This is a genomic window from Frateuria sp. (assembly GCF_035944355.1).
GTDB lineage: Bacteria > Pseudomonadota > Gammaproteobacteria > Xanthomonadales > Rhodanobacteraceae > Frateuria_A.
Map to the genome: position 1 here is coordinate 51,058 of NZ_DASZBH010000011.1, position 17,025 is coordinate 68,082.

General features: G+C 69.8%; 14 protein-coding genes. 6 read left to right on the forward strand and 8 right to left on the reverse strand.

Annotation, left to right across the window (positions count from 1 at the left end):
• Nucleotides 1-157: 157 nt before the first annotated feature.
• The 3 genes from VGU03_RS08900 to VGU03_RS08910 all read right to left on the reverse strand — a co-directional run bounded on the left by VGU03_RS08900 (nt 158) and on the right by VGU03_RS08910 (nt 3,715).
• On the reverse strand, nt 158-1,765 hold the full coding sequence (locus tag VGU03_RS08900) for a carboxyl transferase domain-containing protein (RefSeq protein WP_327480034.1): 1,608 nt from the start codon (nt 1,763-1,765) through the stop codon (nt 158-160).
• A gap of 196 nt (nt 1,766-1,961) precedes the next feature.
• A complete protein-coding gene (locus VGU03_RS08905) occupies nt 1,962-2,381 on the reverse strand; it encodes a hypothetical protein (protein WP_327480035.1) in 420 nt (139 codons plus the stop codon).
• A gap of 158 nt (nt 2,382-2,539) precedes the next feature.
• On the reverse strand, nt 2,540-3,715 hold the full coding sequence (locus tag VGU03_RS08910; RefSeq protein ID WP_327480036.1) for an acetyl-CoA C-acyltransferase: 1,176 nt from the start codon (nt 3,713-3,715) through the stop codon (nt 2,540-2,542).
• Nucleotides 3,716-3,927: 212 nt separating this feature from the next.
• Between VGU03_RS08910 and VGU03_RS08915 the strand changes: the two genes are divergently transcribed.
• The gene (locus VGU03_RS08915) at nt 3,928-6,747 is read left to right on the forward strand and encodes a S8 family serine peptidase (RefSeq protein ID WP_327480037.1); all 2,820 of its coding nucleotides are present in this window, start codon (nt 3,928-3,930) and stop codon (nt 6,745-6,747) included.
• A gap of 80 nt (nt 6,748-6,827) precedes the next feature.
• Here VGU03_RS08915 and VGU03_RS08920 read toward each other — a convergent pair whose 3' ends face one another.
• From VGU03_RS08920 to VGU03_RS08935, 4 genes are all read right to left on the reverse strand, one after another.
• A complete protein-coding gene (locus tag VGU03_RS08920; protein ID WP_327480038.1) occupies nt 6,828-7,985 on the reverse strand; it encodes an isovaleryl-CoA dehydrogenase in 1,158 nt (385 codons plus the stop codon).
• 278 nt (nt 7,986-8,263) lie between these two features.
• The gene (locus tag VGU03_RS08925) at nt 8,264-9,367 is read right to left on the reverse strand and encodes a Glu/Leu/Phe/Val dehydrogenase dimerization domain-containing protein (protein ID WP_327475635.1); all 1,104 of its coding nucleotides are present in this window, start codon (nt 9,365-9,367) and stop codon (nt 8,264-8,266) included.
• A 251-nt stretch (nt 9,368-9,618) separates the two neighbouring features.
• Entirely contained in the window at nt 9,619-9,972 is a 354-nt protein-coding gene (locus tag VGU03_RS08930) for a YXWGXW repeat-containing protein (RefSeq protein WP_327480039.1), read from the reverse strand.
• Nucleotides 9,973-10,102: 130 nt separating this feature from the next.
• The gene (locus VGU03_RS08935) at nt 10,103-10,900 is read right to left on the reverse strand and encodes a M48 family metallopeptidase (protein ID WP_327480040.1); all 798 of its coding nucleotides are present in this window, start codon (nt 10,898-10,900) and stop codon (nt 10,103-10,105) included.
• Nucleotides 10,901-11,002: 102 nt separating this feature from the next.
• Between VGU03_RS08935 and VGU03_RS08940 the strand changes: the two genes are divergently transcribed.
• The 3 genes from VGU03_RS08940 (at nt 11,003) to VGU03_RS08950 (ending at nt 13,000) form a co-directional block, all read left to right on the forward strand.
• Nucleotides 11,003-11,605: a TetR/AcrR family transcriptional regulator gene (locus VGU03_RS08940; protein ID WP_327480041.1), complete on the forward strand. Its 603-nt coding sequence runs from the start codon at nt 11,003-11,005 to the stop codon at nt 11,603-11,605.
• 10 nt (nt 11,606-11,615) lie between these two features.
• Nucleotides 11,616-12,539, forward strand: a complete 924-nt coding sequence (locus VGU03_RS08945) for an alpha/beta hydrolase (RefSeq protein WP_327480042.1) — start codon at nt 11,616-11,618, stop codon at nt 12,537-12,539.
• Nucleotides 12,540-12,655: 116 nt separating this feature from the next.
• Complete coding sequence (locus VGU03_RS08950) at nt 12,656-13,000, forward strand: EF-hand domain-containing protein (RefSeq protein ID WP_327480043.1); 345 nt, start codon at nt 12,656-12,658, stop codon at nt 12,998-13,000.
• Between the two features lie 24 nt (nt 13,001-13,024).
• On the opposite strand, the gene VGU03_RS08955 is transcribed toward VGU03_RS08950, so the two are convergent.
• Nucleotides 13,025-14,503 carry a PLP-dependent aminotransferase family protein gene (locus VGU03_RS08955; RefSeq protein WP_327480044.1) on the reverse strand — a complete coding sequence of 493 codons (1,479 nt, stop codon included), beginning with the start codon at nt 14,501-14,503 and terminating at the stop codon, nt 13,025-13,027.
• Between the two features lie 261 nt (nt 14,504-14,764).
• Here VGU03_RS08955 and VGU03_RS08960 point away from each other — a divergent pair, with 261 nt between their 5' ends.
• On the forward strand, nt 14,765-15,592 hold the full coding sequence (locus VGU03_RS08960; protein ID WP_327480045.1) for a transporter: 828 nt from the start codon (nt 14,765-14,767) through the stop codon (nt 15,590-15,592).
• Between the two features lie 134 nt (nt 15,593-15,726).
• Entirely contained in the window at nt 15,727-16,788 is a 1,062-nt protein-coding gene (locus VGU03_RS08965) for a hypothetical protein (protein WP_327480046.1), read from the forward strand.
• Nucleotides 16,789-17,025: the final 237 nt, after the last annotated feature.

Genomic DNA, 17,025 nt, shown 5'->3' on the forward strand with positions numbered 1-17,025 from the left:
CGCGGACACAGAGTGCCGGGATAGAACCTGCTTCGCTCTCCACCTTCGTGTCTTCGGTCGACGCGTCAGAAGCCAGGGCCGCCGTACGTTCGGCCGGCGGAACGCCCCTTGATGGTGCCCTGGCACAGCGGCTCCTGCACGCGGGAAGGCACCAGCATCACATGCGGAACACGCCGTAGCGTTGCGGTTCGATCGGCGCGTTCATCGAGGCCGAGATGGCCAGGCCCAGCACGCGGCGGGTGTCGGCCGGATCGATGATGCCGTCATCCCACAGCCGCGCGCTGGCGTAGTAGGGATGGCCCTGGCGCTCGTACTGCTCGCGGATCGGCGCCTTGAAGGCATCCTCCTCCTCGGCGCTCCAGCTCTTGCCGGCCGCCTCCAGGCCATCGCGCTTCACGGTGGCCAGCACGCTGGCGGCCTGCTCGCCGCCCATCACGCTGATGCGCGCGTTGGGCCACATCCATAGGAAGCGCGCGCCGTAGGCGCGGCCGCACATGGCGTAGTTGCCGGCGCCGAAGCTGCCGCCGATCACCACGGTGAACTTGGGTACGTGCGAGCAGGCCACGGCGGTGACCATCTTGGCGCCGTCCTTGGCGATGCCGGCCTGTTCGTATTTCTTGCCGACCATGAAGCCGGTGATATTCTGCAGGAACACCAGCGGTACGTTGCGCTGGTTGCACAGCTCGATGAAGTGCGCGCCCTTGAGCGCGCTCTCGGCGAACAGGATGCCGTTGTTGGCGACGATGCCCACCGGATAGCCGTGGATGTGCGCGAAGCCGGTGACCAGCGTCTTGCCGTAGCGCGCCTTGAACTCGTGGAACTCCGAGCCGTCGACGATGCGCGCGATCACTTCGCGGATGTCGAACGGCCGGCGGGTGTCCTGCGGGATCACGCCATAGAGCTCATCGGCCGCGTATTTCGGCTCGACCGGCGGCCTGAGCGCCAGCGGCATCGTCTTCCTGCGGTTGAGGCTGGCCACCACGTCGCGGGCGATCGCCAGCGCGTGCGCGTCGTTCTCCGCGAAATGGTCGGCCACGCCCGAGACGGACGTATGGACGTCCGCGCCGCCCAGCGTCTCGGCGTCCACCACCTCGCCGGTGGCTGCCTTCACCAGCGGCGGCCCGCCCAGGAAGATGGTGCCCTGCTCGCGCACGATGATGGTCTCGTCGCTCATCGCCGGCACATAGGCGCCGCCGGCGGTGCAGCTGCCCATCACCACCGCGATCTGCGGGATGTTGAGCGCGCTCATGCGCGCCTGGTTGTAGAAGATGCGGCCGAAATGCTCCTTGTCCGGGAACACCTCGTCCTGCAGCGGCAGGAAGGCGCCGCCGGAGTCGACCAGGTAGATGCAGGGCAGGCGGTTTTCCAGCGCCACTTCCTGCGCGCGCAGGTGCTTCTTCACCGTCATCGGGAAATAGGTGCCGCCCTTGACCGTGGCGTCGTTGGCGACCACCACCACTTCGATGCCGTTGACGCGGCCGATGCCGGTGATGATGCCGGCGGCCGGCGCGGCGTCGTCGTACATGCCGTGCGCCGCCAGCGGCGAGAGCTCCAGGAACGGCGAACCGGGGTCGAGCAGGGCGCGAATGCGCTCGCGCGGCAGCAGCTTGCCGCGCGCGGTGTGCTTCTCGCGCGCCTTGGCGCCGCCGCCTTCGGCGTTGCGCGCCAGTTGCCGGTGCAGGTCATCGACCAGCCCGCGCAGGGCGCTGCTGGAAGCCTGGAAGTCGGGCGAACGGGGATCGATCTGCGAGGCGAGGGTGCTCATCGGGCTGGACTCGTGGTCTCGTTCGGGGCCGCGCGCGGCGGCAGACATCCGGGGCGCCGTGCCCTGCAGGCAGAGCCATCGCGCCAACCAAACACCGGATGATAACGCCCGCGGACCGATCGCGGCCGTAAAGCACGCGGACATAAAAAAAACCGGCCGCGAGCGGCCGGTTTTTTTTGTGGAGCAAACGAAGGGATCAATGGCCCTTGTTCGCGTCCTTGGCAGCATCCTTGGCATTGCCGGCGGCGTCCTTCGCGGCGCTGGCAGCCTTGTTGGCCTGGTCAGCAGCGTTGGAAGCGGCGTCCTTGGCCATCGACATGGCGTCCTTGTTGGCCGACGAGCTGCCAGCCGGAGCAGCAGCCGAGGCAGCGGTGGCAGCCTGCTGCGCCTGATTGGCAGCCTGGCCGGCAGCGTTGGCCTGGGTGGTGGCCTGCTGGGCAGCCTGGTTAGCAGCCGGGCTCTGGGTCTGCGCCGCAGCCTGCTGGGCCTGGTCAGCGGACTGCTGGGCCTGGTCGGCGGACTTCTGGGCGTCTTGCGCGGAATCCTGCGCGCCGTTGCTGCAAGCCGCCAGCAGCGCGACGAGCGCGGAGGCGAGTAGGGTACGCGTCAACTTCATGGTGGATCTCCTTTGCCGTGGAATGCCGTTTTGGCCGCGTATTAATAGCGCTTTCGCCGTAGACGCGCCATATGTTTATAGGGCGGGCCTTCAGTACGTATTAAAAACCCGGTTAACCGGCTTTCATTCGTTGCGTCGACGGCAGGTGACGGCGACCCTTAATCCAGCCGTTCCACCGCGATCGCGGTCGCTTCGCCGCCACCGATGCACAGCGCCGCCACGCCGCGCTTGCTGCCGCGGGTCTTCAGGGCGTTGAGCAGGGTGACCACCAGGCGCGCGCCGCTGGCGCCGATCGGGTGGCCGAGCGCGCAGGCGCCGCCGTTGACGTTGAGCTTCTCGTGCGGCACGCCCAGCTCGCGCATCGGCGCCATGGCCACCACGGCGAACGCTTCGTTGACCTCGAACAGGTCGACGTCGGCCACCGTCCAGCCGGCCTTGTCCAGCACCTTCTGGATCGCGGCCACCGGGGCGGTGGTGAACCATTCCGGTTCCTGCGAGTGGGTGGCGTGGGCCACGATGCGTGCCAGCGGAGTGATCCCGCGCGCCTTGGCGTCGTCGGCCGAGAGCAGCACCACGGCGGCGGCGCCGTCGGAAATGCTCGAGGAACTGGCGGCGGTGATGGTGCCGTCCTTGCGGAAGGCCGGCTTCAGGGTCGGCACCTTGTTGACGTCCGAGCGGCCGGGCTGCTCGTCGGTGTCCACCACCACGTCGCCCTTGCGGCCCTTGACGGTGACCGGGACGATCTCGCCGGCGAACGCGCCGGAGGCCTGCGCCGCCTGCGCGCGCTTGACCGACTCGATCGCGAAGGCGTCCTGCTCCTCACGGCTGAACTGGTACTTGTCGGCGCACTGCTCGCCGAACACGCCCATGGCCTTGCCGTCGTAGGGATTGGTCAGGCCGTCGTAGGCCATGTGGTCGACCAGCTGGCCGTCGCCATAGCGGATGCCGGTGCGGGCGTTGACCATGTGCGGGGCATTGGTCATCGACTCCATGCCGCCGGCGACCACCACGTCCGCCGAGCCGGCCTTGATCAGGTCGTGGCCCAGCATGATCGCCTTCATGCCCGAGCCGCACACCTTGTTGATGGTGGTGCAGCCGGTGGCCACCGGCAGGCCGGCGCCGAGCGAAGCCTGGCGTGCGGGCGCCTGGCCGAGGTTGGCCGGCAGCACGCAGCCCATGATCACCTCGCTGACCTCGGCCGGCGCCACGCCGGACTGCTCCAGCGCCGCGCGGATGGCCGTTGCGCCGAGGGTGGGCGTGGGCACGCCGGTGAACTGGCCCAGGAAGGAACCGATGGCGGTGCGCTTGGCGCCGGCAATGACGACGTCGGACATGGGGATACTCCGCGAGGATGGGCGCGCCCGGCGCGCCGTGGACGATTGCCTATTATCGCAGTCCATGCGGCAGTGCGGCAAACCATGGCGTCACGCGCGCAGGGCTTTGCTTGTGGGAGACTAGCCGACAGTTGCGGGCAAGGGTTCCCACGGTCGTGCGGACGGCTCGGCTCGCCAGACATCGCTCGCCGGATCGAGGGGAGAGAAAGGGTATGAACAGGCAGGGCATGCGCCATCGGGACGTGGCGCTCGGGGTTCTCGTCGCGTTGGGCTTGAGCGCGTGCGGCGGCGGAGGAGGAGGGAATGTACGGCCCACGCCTGTCACGCAACCCCCCGCGCCCCCGCCCGCGCCGCCGCCGAGCTCCTCGGTGCCGCCGCCGCCGATCGATGCGCAGCTCTCGCTCACCAACACCTACGCGGCGCACAACCTCGGTTACACCGGGCAGGGCGTGACCATCGGCATCGTCGACAGCGGCGTGATGCGCAACCACCCGAGCCTGGCAGGAAGGGTGGTCAAGGAGCTGATCTATGTCGACCCGCAGGCCAACAACACCAGCATCGACGACGTGCTCGGCCACGGCACCTGGGTTTCGGAAGTCGCCGCCGGACTGCCGGTCGGCAATTTCGCGGGCGGCATCGCGACCGGCGCCACGCTGGTGTCGGCGCGCATCATCGCGGACAAGGAGCCCACCGACGACGGCTCGGGCAACGGCAACAAGGTCACCGCCAACGATGCGACGTTCTTCGGCCAGTCGCTCAATCCCGACCTGATCAGCAACGGCGTTCGCATCCAGAACAATTCCTGGGGCGGCATCTACTGGGACACCACCGACGCCTCGGTCAACCAGGCTTTCGGCAAGGCCTACGACGACTTCGTGCTCAACCATGACGGCCTGGTGGTGTTCGCCGCAGGCAACGACAGCAAGCCCAACCCCAGCACCATCGCCGCGCTGCCCAACCTGGCGCCGGAGCTGGAGCAGGGCTGGCTGGTCGCGGCGGCGGTCGACAGCAACCATCCCACCCAGCTGGCCAGCTACTCCAACGCCTGCGGCTCGGCGATGCGCTACTGCCTGGTCGCGCCGGGCAGCGTGATCGTCGCGGACAAGGACTACCCCAATCCGGATCCTTCCAAGAATTACTGGATCGTCGAGGGCACGTCCTTCGCCGCGCCGCTGGTATCGGGCGCCGCCGCGCTGGTGTGGCAGGCCTTCCCGTATTTCAACAACGACCTGGTGCGCCAGACCCTGCTGGGCACCGCCGACGACCTGGGCGCGCCCGGCCCGGATCCGGTGTTCGGCTACGGCATGCTGGACGTCGGCAAGGCGGTGAACGGCCCGGCCAGGTTCGACTGGGGCGACGTCACCGTCAACTTCACCGGCAGTTCGAGCTGGAACAACCCGATCTCCGGTGCGGGCGGGCTCACCAAGCAGGGCAGCGGCGCGCTGAACCTGACCCAGGACGCCAGCTACACCGGCCTCACCCACGTCGCGGGCGGCACGCTCAACGCCAAGGCGCTGGCCTCGTCGGTACAGATCGACGCGGGCGCCGTGCTCGGCTCGGCCACCGCCATCGCGGGCAGCGTAGTCAACGCCGGCGTGCTGACCGTGGGCAACACCAGCGTGAACGTGGGCGGCAGCTACACGCAGCCCTCCACCGGCCGGCTGGCGCTGACCCTGGGTTCGGCGCTGCACGTCACCGGTCCGGCCACGATCGCCGGTGACCTGTACGTGATCGGCAAGCAGCCCAGCTACGTGGCCAGCGCGCACACGCTGGTGCTCGATAGCGCCGTATCGCTGAGCGGCACCTTCAGTGCGGTCGGCGCGGCCAGCAACGTGATGCTCACCGCCACGCCCGGCTACGACGCCACGAGCGCCTGGCTGGACGTCACCCGCGCGGACGTGACCGCGATCCAGGGCATGAGCTACACGGCGTCTTCCTACAGCGCGGCGCAGCGCGTGGAGGGCGCGTTCAACCAGCTGGACCAGCAGCTTTCGGCGCGAGGGGCCACGTCGGCGTCGGCCGCCAGCGGCTTCGTCGCCGGCGCGGCCGACCTGCAGCAGGCGGCCACGCTTTCCAGCGCGCAGCGCTCGCTGGAAAGCCTCTCCGGCCAGCTGCACGCGGCCAGCGCGGCGATGACCTTCGAGGCGATCGACGCGGGCACGCGCGCGCTGTCGGACCGCTTCGACCGCCTGCTCGACCATGGGCAGGCCGGCGGCTGGATGCAGGACCTGGGCTACCACGGCGGCATGCAGCGCGCGGGGTATGCCAACGTCGGCGTGGACCTCTCCGGCACCCTGGCCGGGCAGGACATGCGCATCGGCAGCGACGGCGTGGCCGGTTTCGCGCTCAGCCAGGCGCAGGGCCTGGGCCGCCTCGCCGAGAGCGCCGACCAGGGCCGCAGCCATGCGCTCGAGGGCATGCTCTACGGCGGCATGGTGCGCGGCAACGCCTACCTGATGGGCCGTATCGGCGTGGGCAACTACCGCCAGACCATGCACCGCAACCTGGAACTGGGTCCGACCTTCGCCGGCGTGGCCAGCGACAGCCACGGCCGTTACGACGTCGCCTACGGCGAGAGCGGCTACCGTACCTCGCTGGGCGCCTTGTCGGTCACGCCCTATGCCAGCCTGCAGTACGCACGCATCGACAGCAGCGGTTTCAACGAGCCGGGCGCCTATGGCTTCGGCCTGAAGGCCAACGCCGGCAAGGTCGAGCGCTGGCAGGCCGGCGTCGGCGTGCGTGCGCAGCGGCAGTGGACTTTCGCCGGCGGCGGCAGCCTGGAGCTGCAGACGCACCTGGCCTGGCAGCGCGCTTTCGCCATGCGCGGCGACGTGTTCGACGCCAGCTTTACCGGCGTCGACCAATGGGCGCCGCTGGGCGGCATCGGACTGTCGCGCTATGGCGGCGTGGCGGGCATGACGCTGGACTGGGCGATGTCCCCGCGTGCGGGCCTGTCCTTCGGCCTGGACCAGCACTTCGCCCAGCGCGAGCACGGGAGCATGGCGACGCTGGCCTATCGCCTGTCGTTCTAGCGGATCGGTCGGCGAAACAGGCGCGGCTTGGTCACCGCATGGCCGCGTTCCAACGAAGGCCCGCAACGCGGGCCTTTTTCTCACGCCTTGCCGTGGAACAGTTCGCGGCCGATCAGCATGCGGCGGATCTCGTTGGTGCCGGCGCCGATCTCGTACAGCTTGGCGTCGCGCAACAGCCGCCCGGCCGGGAACTCGTTGATGTAGCCGTTGCCGCCCAGCGCCTGGATCGCCTCCAGCGCCACCTGCACCGCGTTGGTCGAGGCGTTGAGCAGGCAGGCGGCCGGGTCGATGCGCGACTTGATCCCGGCGTCGAACTGCTGCGCCACCAGGTAGGCGAAGCCGCGCGAGGACTGCAGCGCGGTGTACATGTCGGCGACCTTGGCCTGCATCATCCCGAACGTGCCGATCGGCGCGTTGAACTGCTTGCGCTCGCGCACGTAGGGCAGGGTGAGGTCCAGCGCCGCCTGCATCAGGCCGAGCGGACCGCCGGAAAGCACCAGGCGCTCGGTGTCCAGGCCGCTCATCAGCACGCGCACGCCTTCGTTGACCTCGCCGACTATGTTCGCGGCGGGGATCTCGCAGTTGTCGAACACCAGCTCGCAGGTGTTGGAGCCGCGCATGCCGAGCTTGTCCAGCTTCTGCGCGGTGGAGAAACCCTTCATGCCCTTCTCGACGATGAAGGCGGTCATGCAGCGGCTGCCCGCGGCGCGCGGCGCGGTGCGCATGTAGACTAGCAGCACGTCGGCGTCGGGGCCGTTGGTGATCCACATCTTCGAGCCGTTGGCCACCCAGACGTCGCCACGCTGCTCGGCCTTGCAGCTCATCGAGCCGACCACGTCGGAGCCGGCGCCGGGCTCGCTCATCGCCAGCGCGCCGACGTACTCGCCCGAGCACAGCTTGGGGATGTACTTGCGCCGCTGCTCTTCGTTGCCGTTGTGGAAGATGTTCTGCACGCACAGGTTGGAGTGCGCGCCGTAGGACAGGCCCACCGAGCCGGAGGCGCGGGAGATCTCCTCCATCGCCACCATGTGCGCCAGAAAGCCCAGGCCGGTGCCGCCGTACTCGGTCGGGATGGTCATGCCGAGCAGGCCCATCTCGCCGAACTTGCGCCAGAGGTCCTCGGGGAAAGCGTTCTCGCGGTCGATGCGATCGGCGCGCGGGGCGATCTCCTTCTCCGCGAAGGCGTGCACGCTCTCGCGCAGCAGGTCGATGTCTTCTCCGAGCGGGAACGGGCGCATCCGGGGAACTCCGTGTGTGGGCAGGGAAGTTTAGCGCGGGGCGTGTCGGGGCTGGTGAGGACGCGTGGACCCTTCGACTCCGGCGCTGCGCAGGGCGAACGCCCCACGTCTGAATCCCTCTCCCTCCGGGAGAGGGTGCCGACAGGCGGGAGAGGGTTCGGGCGGAGCGAGGGCTCCGGCGGTCCTGAACCCTCTCCCCGACCGCTCTCCCAAGGGGAGAAGGGCTAAAAGAAAAAGCCGCCCGAAGGCGGCTTTTCCATGACCGGAGCGGGCAAGGCTCACTGCCCCCGCATGCGCCCCTGGAAGCGCGTACCGCCGTTGCCCATGTGCGGCAGCTTGATGCGGCCGATGGACTCGATGCGCTCCTCGGCCAGACGGTCGGCCGCCTTGTAGGTCGGCACGTTCTGCGTCTTGGAGATCTCGAAGATGCGGCCCAGGTTGTAGTAGATCGTGCGCATCATGCGCATCGCGCGCTCGCGGTTGTAGCCGTCGATCTCCAGCGACACGTTCATCACGCCGCCGGCGTTGACCGCATAGTCCGGCGCGTACAGCACGCCGCGGCGGTTCAGCTCGTCGCCGATGGCGTCGGTGGCCAGCTGGTTGTTGGCCGCGCCGCAGATGATCTTGGCCTTGATGCGGTCGATGGTCTGCTCGTTGAGCGTGCCGCCCAGCGCGCAGGGCGAGTAGACATCGGCGTCGACGTCGTAGATCTCGTCCAGGCCCACGGCTTCGCAGCCCAGCTCATCGACGCAACGCTGCACCGCGTCCTTGTTGATGTCGGTGACGAACACCTTGGCGCCCTGCTCGCGCAGCAGCTTGATGAACTCCGAGCCGACGTGGCCGGCGCCCTGCACGGCGTAGCTGTACTTGCCCACGTCCTCGTTGCCGTGCTTGAAGTTCAGCGCGGCCATCAGGCCCTGCAGCGTGCCGTAGGCGGTGAACGGCGAGGGGTCGCCCGAACCGCCGTGCACCTGGTGCACGCCGGTGACGTATTCGGTCTCGCGGAACACGTACTCCATGTCGTTGACGTCGATGCCCACGTCCTCGGCGGTGATGTAGCGGCCGTTGAGCGAGTTGACGAAACGGCCGAACGCGCGGAACAGCGCCTCGGACTTGTCCTTGGACGGATCGCCGATGATCACCGCCTTGCCGCCGCCCAGGTTCAGGCCGGCCACGGCGTTCTTGTAGGTCATGCCGCGCGAAAGGCGCAGCACGTCGTTGACCGCGTCCTGCTCGGTCTTGTACGGCCACATGCGCAGGCCGCCGAGCGCCGGGCCCAGCACCGTGTTGTGGATCGCGATGATGGCCTTCAGGCCGGCGTCCTTGTTGTGGCAGAAGACGACTTCTTCGTGACCCGTCTTGGCGATGGTTTCAAAGATCATTGGAACGATGACTCCACGAGATGGATGGATGCCACGGGGGATGGCATCCCGCAGAAAGGTGGGCGGGCCGATCCAGCGCGGCCCTGCGAACCGGCAGAAACGCTTGAAAGTCAAAGCCCCGGCATGGGCCGGGGCGGTGGATTTAAGTCCGCTAGTTTAGTACGTCGGAGCCGGTCAGGTTTCTGCGGCGCAGCAAGCGCGGTCCGTCGGCCCTGGCGACCGGCTCCGGCCGCGCGGTCATCGGGGCCCGGTCAGCCGTTCATCCAGACGCCGACCTGCAGGTGCCAGCCGTCGCGGCGGTGTTCGTAATGCGGGTGCACATAGCGGTAGCCAGGACGGACCGCTTCCCAGTGGCCCGGTACGGCAACGTATTCCCGGCCGGTCCAGCGCCAGTAGCCGCGTGCCCACACGTACCCCGGCCGCGCCGGCGGCTCCACCTCGACCAGGCGCGGGGGCGGCGGTTCGGGGGCGACCACTTCTTCCACCACCTCGCGGTGCACCACCGGGTGCTCGATCACCACCGGGCGGTCGTGGACCACGCGTTCTTCGACACAACCGCTGGCCAGCAAGGTCACCGCGACAAGGGCCACAAGACGAATCGACATATCTACAGAAGCCTCGCAAGGAATGAAGGGGCGCGTCACGTCCGCGCCACGCCATCTTCGCGCAAGGGCCGTTCCTGCTGAACGCGGCAGAGCCGGCGTTCCCGTCGCAAGTTGTTGCTCATTCAGCGGGTCACGGGCGGCAGGCCGGGTCGTGGCCGCTCGCCCGCGCCTGCTCGTACACCGGCATCAATTGCTGCGCCTGCTGCCCCAGCACCTGCGCGCGCTTGTCCGGCGCGGGGTGGGTGGAGAGGAAGGCCGGCGTGCCGCCGCCGGCCTGCTTTTCCATCTTGTCCCACAGCGCCGGCGCGGCGCGCGGGTCGAAGCCGGCCTTGGCCATGTAGCGCTGGCCCAGCGTGTCGGCCTCGGCCTCCTGCGTGCGCGAGAACGGCAGCAGAATGCCCACCGCCGCGCCCGCGCCGAGCAGCGCCGCCATGTTGCCGGCATCGCTGCCGCGGGTGCCGGCGTAGATCGAGCCGGCCGCCACCGCTGCCTGGGTGGCCATGTTGTCCGACACGCGTTCGGCGCCGTGCCGCGCGACCACGTGCGAGAGCTCGTGCCCCAGCACCACGGCGAGCTGGTCCTGGTCGGTGGCGACCTTGAACATGCCCAGGTTCACGCCGATGCGCCCGCCGGGAAGGGCGAAGGCGTTGGCGGTCGGGTCGTCGATGATCTGCACTTCCCACTGCTGCGTGTTCCAGGGCGGCGGCAGCACCGCGACCAGCGCGTTGGCGACACAGGTGGCGTAGGCGCGCTCCTTGGGCGCATCGGCGAACTTGCCCTGCTGGCGCATCTGGTTGAACGAAGCCAGGCCCATCTGGCTCATCTGCGAGTCGGACACCATCATCAGTTGCGAGCGGCCGGTGGGCGAGGTGGCGCAGCCGGCGAGCAGGGCAGCGGCGGCCGCGGCGATCAGCAGGCGGGGTTTCATGGTCGTCTCCTCCATGGCGGGCAGCACCCGAGCATAGCCTCCAACGGCGGGCAGGCAGGTAGAGTTCTGTAAAAGAACGAACGGTCGTGCTATTTTGAGCGCATGACCACCGCCACCACGCCGGCCAAGGGCCCGGCCACCCGCGAACTCATCCTCGAACACGCCTACGAACTCGCCCGCGTGGGCGGGCTGGAAGGCCTGTCGATCGGCACGCTCGCCGCCGACGTGGGCATGTCCAAGAGCGGCGTGTTCGCGCACTTCGGCTCGCGCGAAGACCTGCAGCTTGCCGTGCTGGACGCGGCCGCCCGCCGCTTCATGGCGCGCGTGCTGGTGCCGGCGCTGTCCGCGCCGCGCGGCCTGCCGCGCCTGCGCGCGATCGTGGCGCAGTGGAGCGAGTGGGGTTGCGAGCACCAGAGCGGTTGCGTGCTGCTGACCGCCGCCGGCGAGTACGACGGCCGCGAGGGACCGCTGCATGACGCCGTGGTGGCGCAGCAGGCGGGCTGGCGCGGCGAGCTGGAAAAGGGCATCGGCCAGGCCATCGCCGAAGGCCACCTGCGCGCCGACACCGACCCGGCCCAACTCGCCTTCGAGATCTATGCGCTGATGCTCGGCCTGCACCACGACGCCGGCCTGTTCGGCTTCGCGCAGGCCAGCCAGCGCCTGTCCGCCGCCTTCGAGCGCCTGTGGCGCAGCTGGCAAGCCTAAGGAGTCGACCATGTCCACCGTGATGCGCCGCCCCGGCCTTGCCGCCCGCTTCAGGCTCGCCACCGTACGCACCAGCTTCGCCCTCGGCGGCCGGCTCGCGCCACGGCGCACGGCCGACCGCGCCGCGCGCCTGTTCGCCACGCCGTTCGCCAGCAGCCGCGCCCGTGCCCGCGCGGTGCAGCCGGATCCGGCCATGCGCCGCGAAACCCTGGCGCTCGACGGCGAGACCATCGCCACCTATGTCTGGGGCGATCCGTCCACGCAGCCGTACGCGCTGCTGGTGCACGGCTGGTCCAGTTTCGGCCTGCGCTTCCTGCCCTGGGTGGCCAGGCTGCGTGCGCTGGGCTACGCGGTGGTGTGCTTCGACCAGCCCGGCCATGGCCTGAGCAGCGGCCGCTACTGCTCGCTGCCCGAATTCGCCGACACCGTGCGCGCGGTGGGCCGGCATTACGGCAACGCGGAACTGGCGATCGCCCACTCGCTCGGCGGCGCCGCGCTCGTGCTGGCGCAGGGCGAGCAGTGGCGCGCGCGGCGGCTGGTGCTGATCGCGCCGGCCGCCGACATGGACGCCGCCGCCACCCGCTACTTCCGCTTCGTGCGCCTGGGCGAGCACCTGCGCCAGCCGTTCTATGCGTGGCTGGTCCGGCGGACCGGCCTCAGCGTCCATGACCTGCAGATGCACCGGCACGTCGCCGCGCTGGGCCAGCCCGGCCTGATCGTGCACGACCTGGACGATGCCGATGTGCCGTGGGACGAAGGCGAGCGCTACGCCCGCCACTGGCCCGGTGCACGCCTGCTCACCACCCAGGGGCTGGGCCATCACCGCGTGCTCGACGCGCCGCAGGTGATCGAGGCCGTGCTCGCTTTCGCGCAAGACCAAACGGTGGGCGAACGGGTGGTGGCCTCCGCGAACCTGCCCTTCGGCGTGGCCTGAACGTCGCCGCGGCCGGACACGGCGGCTTGAGCCGGGCTTAACCGGCGGCCGCGCAGAGTCGGCGGGCGCTGCCGCAGGCGGCGGCGCCTCGTTCGAACTGCAGAGGACACGAAGCCGTGACTATCCAGACGATTTCCAAGGCCGCGGGCGGCGCGCTCGCACTGGCGTTGTTCGGTACGGTGGCCATGCCGCTGGCGGCGCAGTCCGCGGCCGGCGGCACGACGGACCCATCCTTCCAGAGCCTGGATGCGAACCACGACGGCCGCCTCTCCCGCTCCGAGATCCCCAAGAGCATGACGCTGCTGCGCAGCCGTTTCTCCAGCTACGACCTCAACCACGACGGCTACCTGGACGCACAGGAATTCGCCGCCGCCAAGGCGGCGATAAAGGGTGGCAGCCCGGCCGCGGGCGCGCAGGCGGAGTCGTCGCGGCAGCAGCCGTCCCATCCGCCGGGCGGTTGATCCCCGACCGGTCGTGCGGCGCCGCTACAGGCAACGCGCGAGACGGCGGATGCCTACCTCGATGGCCCGCTCGTCGGCGCCTCCGTAACCCAGGATCAACCCGCTCGCGCGCGCCGGCCCGCGATAGCACTGCGACAGCGGCCTGACCGACACGCCGCCCTGCGCGGCGCGGCGCGAGAGCGCGAGGTCGTCGACGCCTTCCGGCAGCAGCCCCGCCAGTTGCATGCCCGCCTCCGCCCCCACCACCTGCAGCCTGCCCGGCAGGTGACGCCCGATGGCCTCCAGCAGCGCCGCGCGCCGCGCCGCGTACAGCACGCGCATGCGCCGGATGTGCCGCGCGAAATGCCCTTCACGCAGGAAGTCGGTCATCGCGCGCTGCGGCAACGCCGGCGAGCAGGTGTCCAAAGCGTCGCGCGCGGCGCGGAAGGCGCCCGCCAGGTCCCGCGGCACCACCAGGTAACCCAGCCGCAGCGCAGGGAACATCACCTTGCTGAAGGTGCCCACGTAGATCACCCGCGCGTCGGTATCCAGCCCTTGCAGCGAGGTCACCGGCTTGCCGCCGAAGCGGTACTCGCCGTCGTAGTCGTCCTCGACGATCCAGCGTCCCTCGCGCGCGGCCCACTGCAGCAGCTGCATGCGCCGCGCCGCGCTCATCGTCACGCCCAGCGGGAACTGGTGCGAGGGGGTGATGTAGACCATCCGCGCATCCGGCCCGCGGCGTACGCCCTCGGCCACGTCCAGGCCGTCCGCGTCCACCGGCACCAGCACCGCCTGCGCGCCCACCGTGGCCAGCGCCTGGTGGGCGCCGGGGTAGCCCGGCTCCTCCATCCACACGCGGTCGCCGGGATCGAGCAGCACGTGGGCGCACAACTGCAGGCCATGCTGGGCGCCGGTGGTGATCATGACCTGCGAGGCATCGGCCCGCACCGCGCGCACGGTGCGCAGATAGTCGGCGATCGCCTCGCGCAGCGGCAGGTAGCCCAGCGCATCGCCGTAGACCAGCGCGCCGACGTCCGTCTGGCGCGCATGGCGGCTGACCAGGCGGGACCAGACGCCGTGCGGGAACGCATCCAGCGCCGGCAGTCCTACGCGGAACGCGCCCTGGCTGTCGAGCCAGGTCTGCTTCGGCCCGGCCATGGCCGTCGCCCGCGCGGCGATGCGGCGCGCGGGCGCGTCGCCGGGGTCAGGCGCGCTGGCCCGGCGCCGGCGCGGCGGCATCGGCGCTTCCCCCCGCGGGATCGCGCCGGCCACGCAGGTGCCGGCGCCGGTAAAGGTCTCCAGGTAGCCCTCCGCGTGCAGTTGCTCGTAGGCGCTCAGCACGGGCAGGCGCGAGACCTTGAGCTCGCCGGCCAGCGCGCGGGTGGAGGGCACGCGCTCGCCGGGCCGCAGCTGGCCCTCGACGATGGCGCGCCGGAACCAGTCCGAGAGCTGCCGGTAGATCGGCGCGCCGCCCTCCGTATCGAGCGCGATCGGCGGCAGCAGGCTGGCGGATACCCGTTTCATGCGCGGCTTCCCAAAGTGGTCATGCCGGATCATAGCCATGTGGCTATTCGTGCGAGCCACTCGCCGACCTAAGCTTCTCCATCGGAGCCATCACGGGGGCGGGGCGTGGAGAGCGGGCGGCAAGCGAAATCGATGCGGCGACGGCGGCCGCGATCCCTCCTGCGATGGCTGGGAGCGTCGTTCGCCTGGCTCGCCGCGGCCACGGCATTCGCGCAGGACGCCGGGCGCCAGTCGCGCGACGACGCCTGGTGGACCGGGCCCATGCTCGCCAACTCCGCCGAGACGCTGCCGCGCGGCCACGTGCTCGTCGAGCCCTACGTCTACGACGTGCAGACCCGCGGCAACGACGGCTTCGGCTCGCGCGCCTACGTGCTCTACGGCCTGACCGACGACCTCACCGTCGGCGCCATCCCGATCATCGGCTACAACGCCGTGCACCACGGACCGAACAGTTCCGGCATCGGCGCCGGCGACCAGATCCTGCAGGCGCAGTACCGCCTGACCCGTTTCCACGAAGGCAGCTGGTTCCCCACGCTCGCCATCATGCTGCAGGAAGCGGTGCCCACCGGCCGCTACGAGCGCCTCGAGCGCGCGGCCGACGGCATGGGCAGCGGCGCCTGGGCGACCACGCTGGGGCTCAACGCGCAGAGCTATTTCTGGATGCCCAACGGCCGCATCCTGCGCGCGCGCTTCAACGCCACCTGGACCTTCGCGCGCCACGCCGACGTCGACGGCGTGAGCGTGTACGGCACCGGCCAGCACTTCCACGGCCGCGCCACGCCGGGCGACGCCTTCTACGTCGCCACGGCGTTCGAATACAGCCTCACCCGCCGCTGGGTGCTCGCGCTCGACCTCACCTACAGCCGCAGCGACGCCACCCGCGTGACCGGTTACGACGACCCGCTCGGCTTGCCGGCCACGCCCGTGCACGCGAGCTCCGGGCGCAGCGAGGCCTTCGGTTTCGCGCCCGCGGTGGAATACAACTTCAACGCGAACGTCGGTGTGCTGCTGGGCGTTCGCGTGATTCCCGGCGGGCACAACGTCACCCGCTCGGTCACGCCGGCGATCGCCATCAACTACGTGCACTGACGTTGGCTCGGACAGCTGCGTCGATCGTTGCCCGCAACGGGCAGGGTTGGCCGGGACGTCCCGCCAAGGTTTTCGACAGCAGCGCGGGGATCGGCCCCGCGCCGGCAGGCATTCCAACCAAGAGGGTGACCACCATGCATGCAAAGAGGATCTTCCGGGCGTGCCTGCTCGTGCTCGCGGCGACGCTCGGATGGCAGTCGCCATCGATCGCCGGCACGGCAAAGGACCAGGACCAGCAGCACGCCTTCGATTTCCATTTCGGCACGTGGAAGACCGAGATCACGAGCCGGGACGTCACGCCGTCGGGCGTCGGCGAATGGGTCAGGTTCGATGGCACGGTGATCGACCAGCCCCTGTGGAACGGCAAGGCCAACCTGGAAAAGATCGAGGCCTCCGGCCCCGGTGGCCACTTCCAGGGCCTGACGTTGTTTCTCTACGACCCCAGGTCCGGGCAGTGGAGCGAGCAGTTCGCCGGCAGCGACGACGGCACCCTGCAGGAGCCGACGTACGGTGAGTTCAGGGATGGCCGCGGCGTGTTCCATGGCTGGACCGAGTCCGGCGGCAAGAAGGTCCTCGAGCGCGACATCTGGTCGGCCATCACGCCGGACTCCTACCACTACGAGATCGCGTCCTCGTTCGACGGCGGCAAGACCTGGGTCACCAACTTCGTCGCGCAGCTGACCCGACTGAAGAAAGCCCCCGACTACGACACGCACTACACGCCGGGCACCGGGCCGGAGCACGACTTCGACTTCAACTTGGGCCATTGGTCGACCCGGATACAGGCGGTGCTGCATCCGCTGTCCTCACCCGACGCGAAGGGCAGCCTGGGCGGAACGCATGAGGCTTATCGCGTGTGGGACGACTGGGCCAACATCGGCCAGCTCGAAGTCGACGGGCCGGGCGGCCACATCGAGGACCTCGCGCTGCGCCTGTACGACCGCAAGACGCGGCAGTGGCGGGTCTACTTCGCCAACAGTGCGTCCGGCACGCTCGACGCGCCGCTGGTGGGCGGCTTCAAGGATGGCGTGGGCACCTTCGTCGGCATGGACGAGGTCGACGGCAGGACCGTGCTGACCCGCAACGTCTGGTCGGACATCACCGCGACATCCTGCCGGCAGGACTGGGCCATCTCGACCGACGGCGGCAGGACCTGGGTGTCCACCTGGACCTCCACCGACAGCCGCGGGGGCTGACTCGACGGCGCGCACCGGGGCGCGATCAGCCCCCGCCGTAGCTTTCGCTCCCTCTCCCCTCCGGGGAGAGGGCTGGGGTGAGGGGCCAAGGCTTGCGGGCAGGCCCGGCCGAAGCGTGTCGTATTCGCCCCCTCTCCCCTCCAGGGAGAGGGCTGGGGTGAAGCGAATCGCAAAACTTCAAGTCACGCGCATTCCCACGCGAACCGCGCCCGGCCTACGGCCTGATTCCTCCACCGC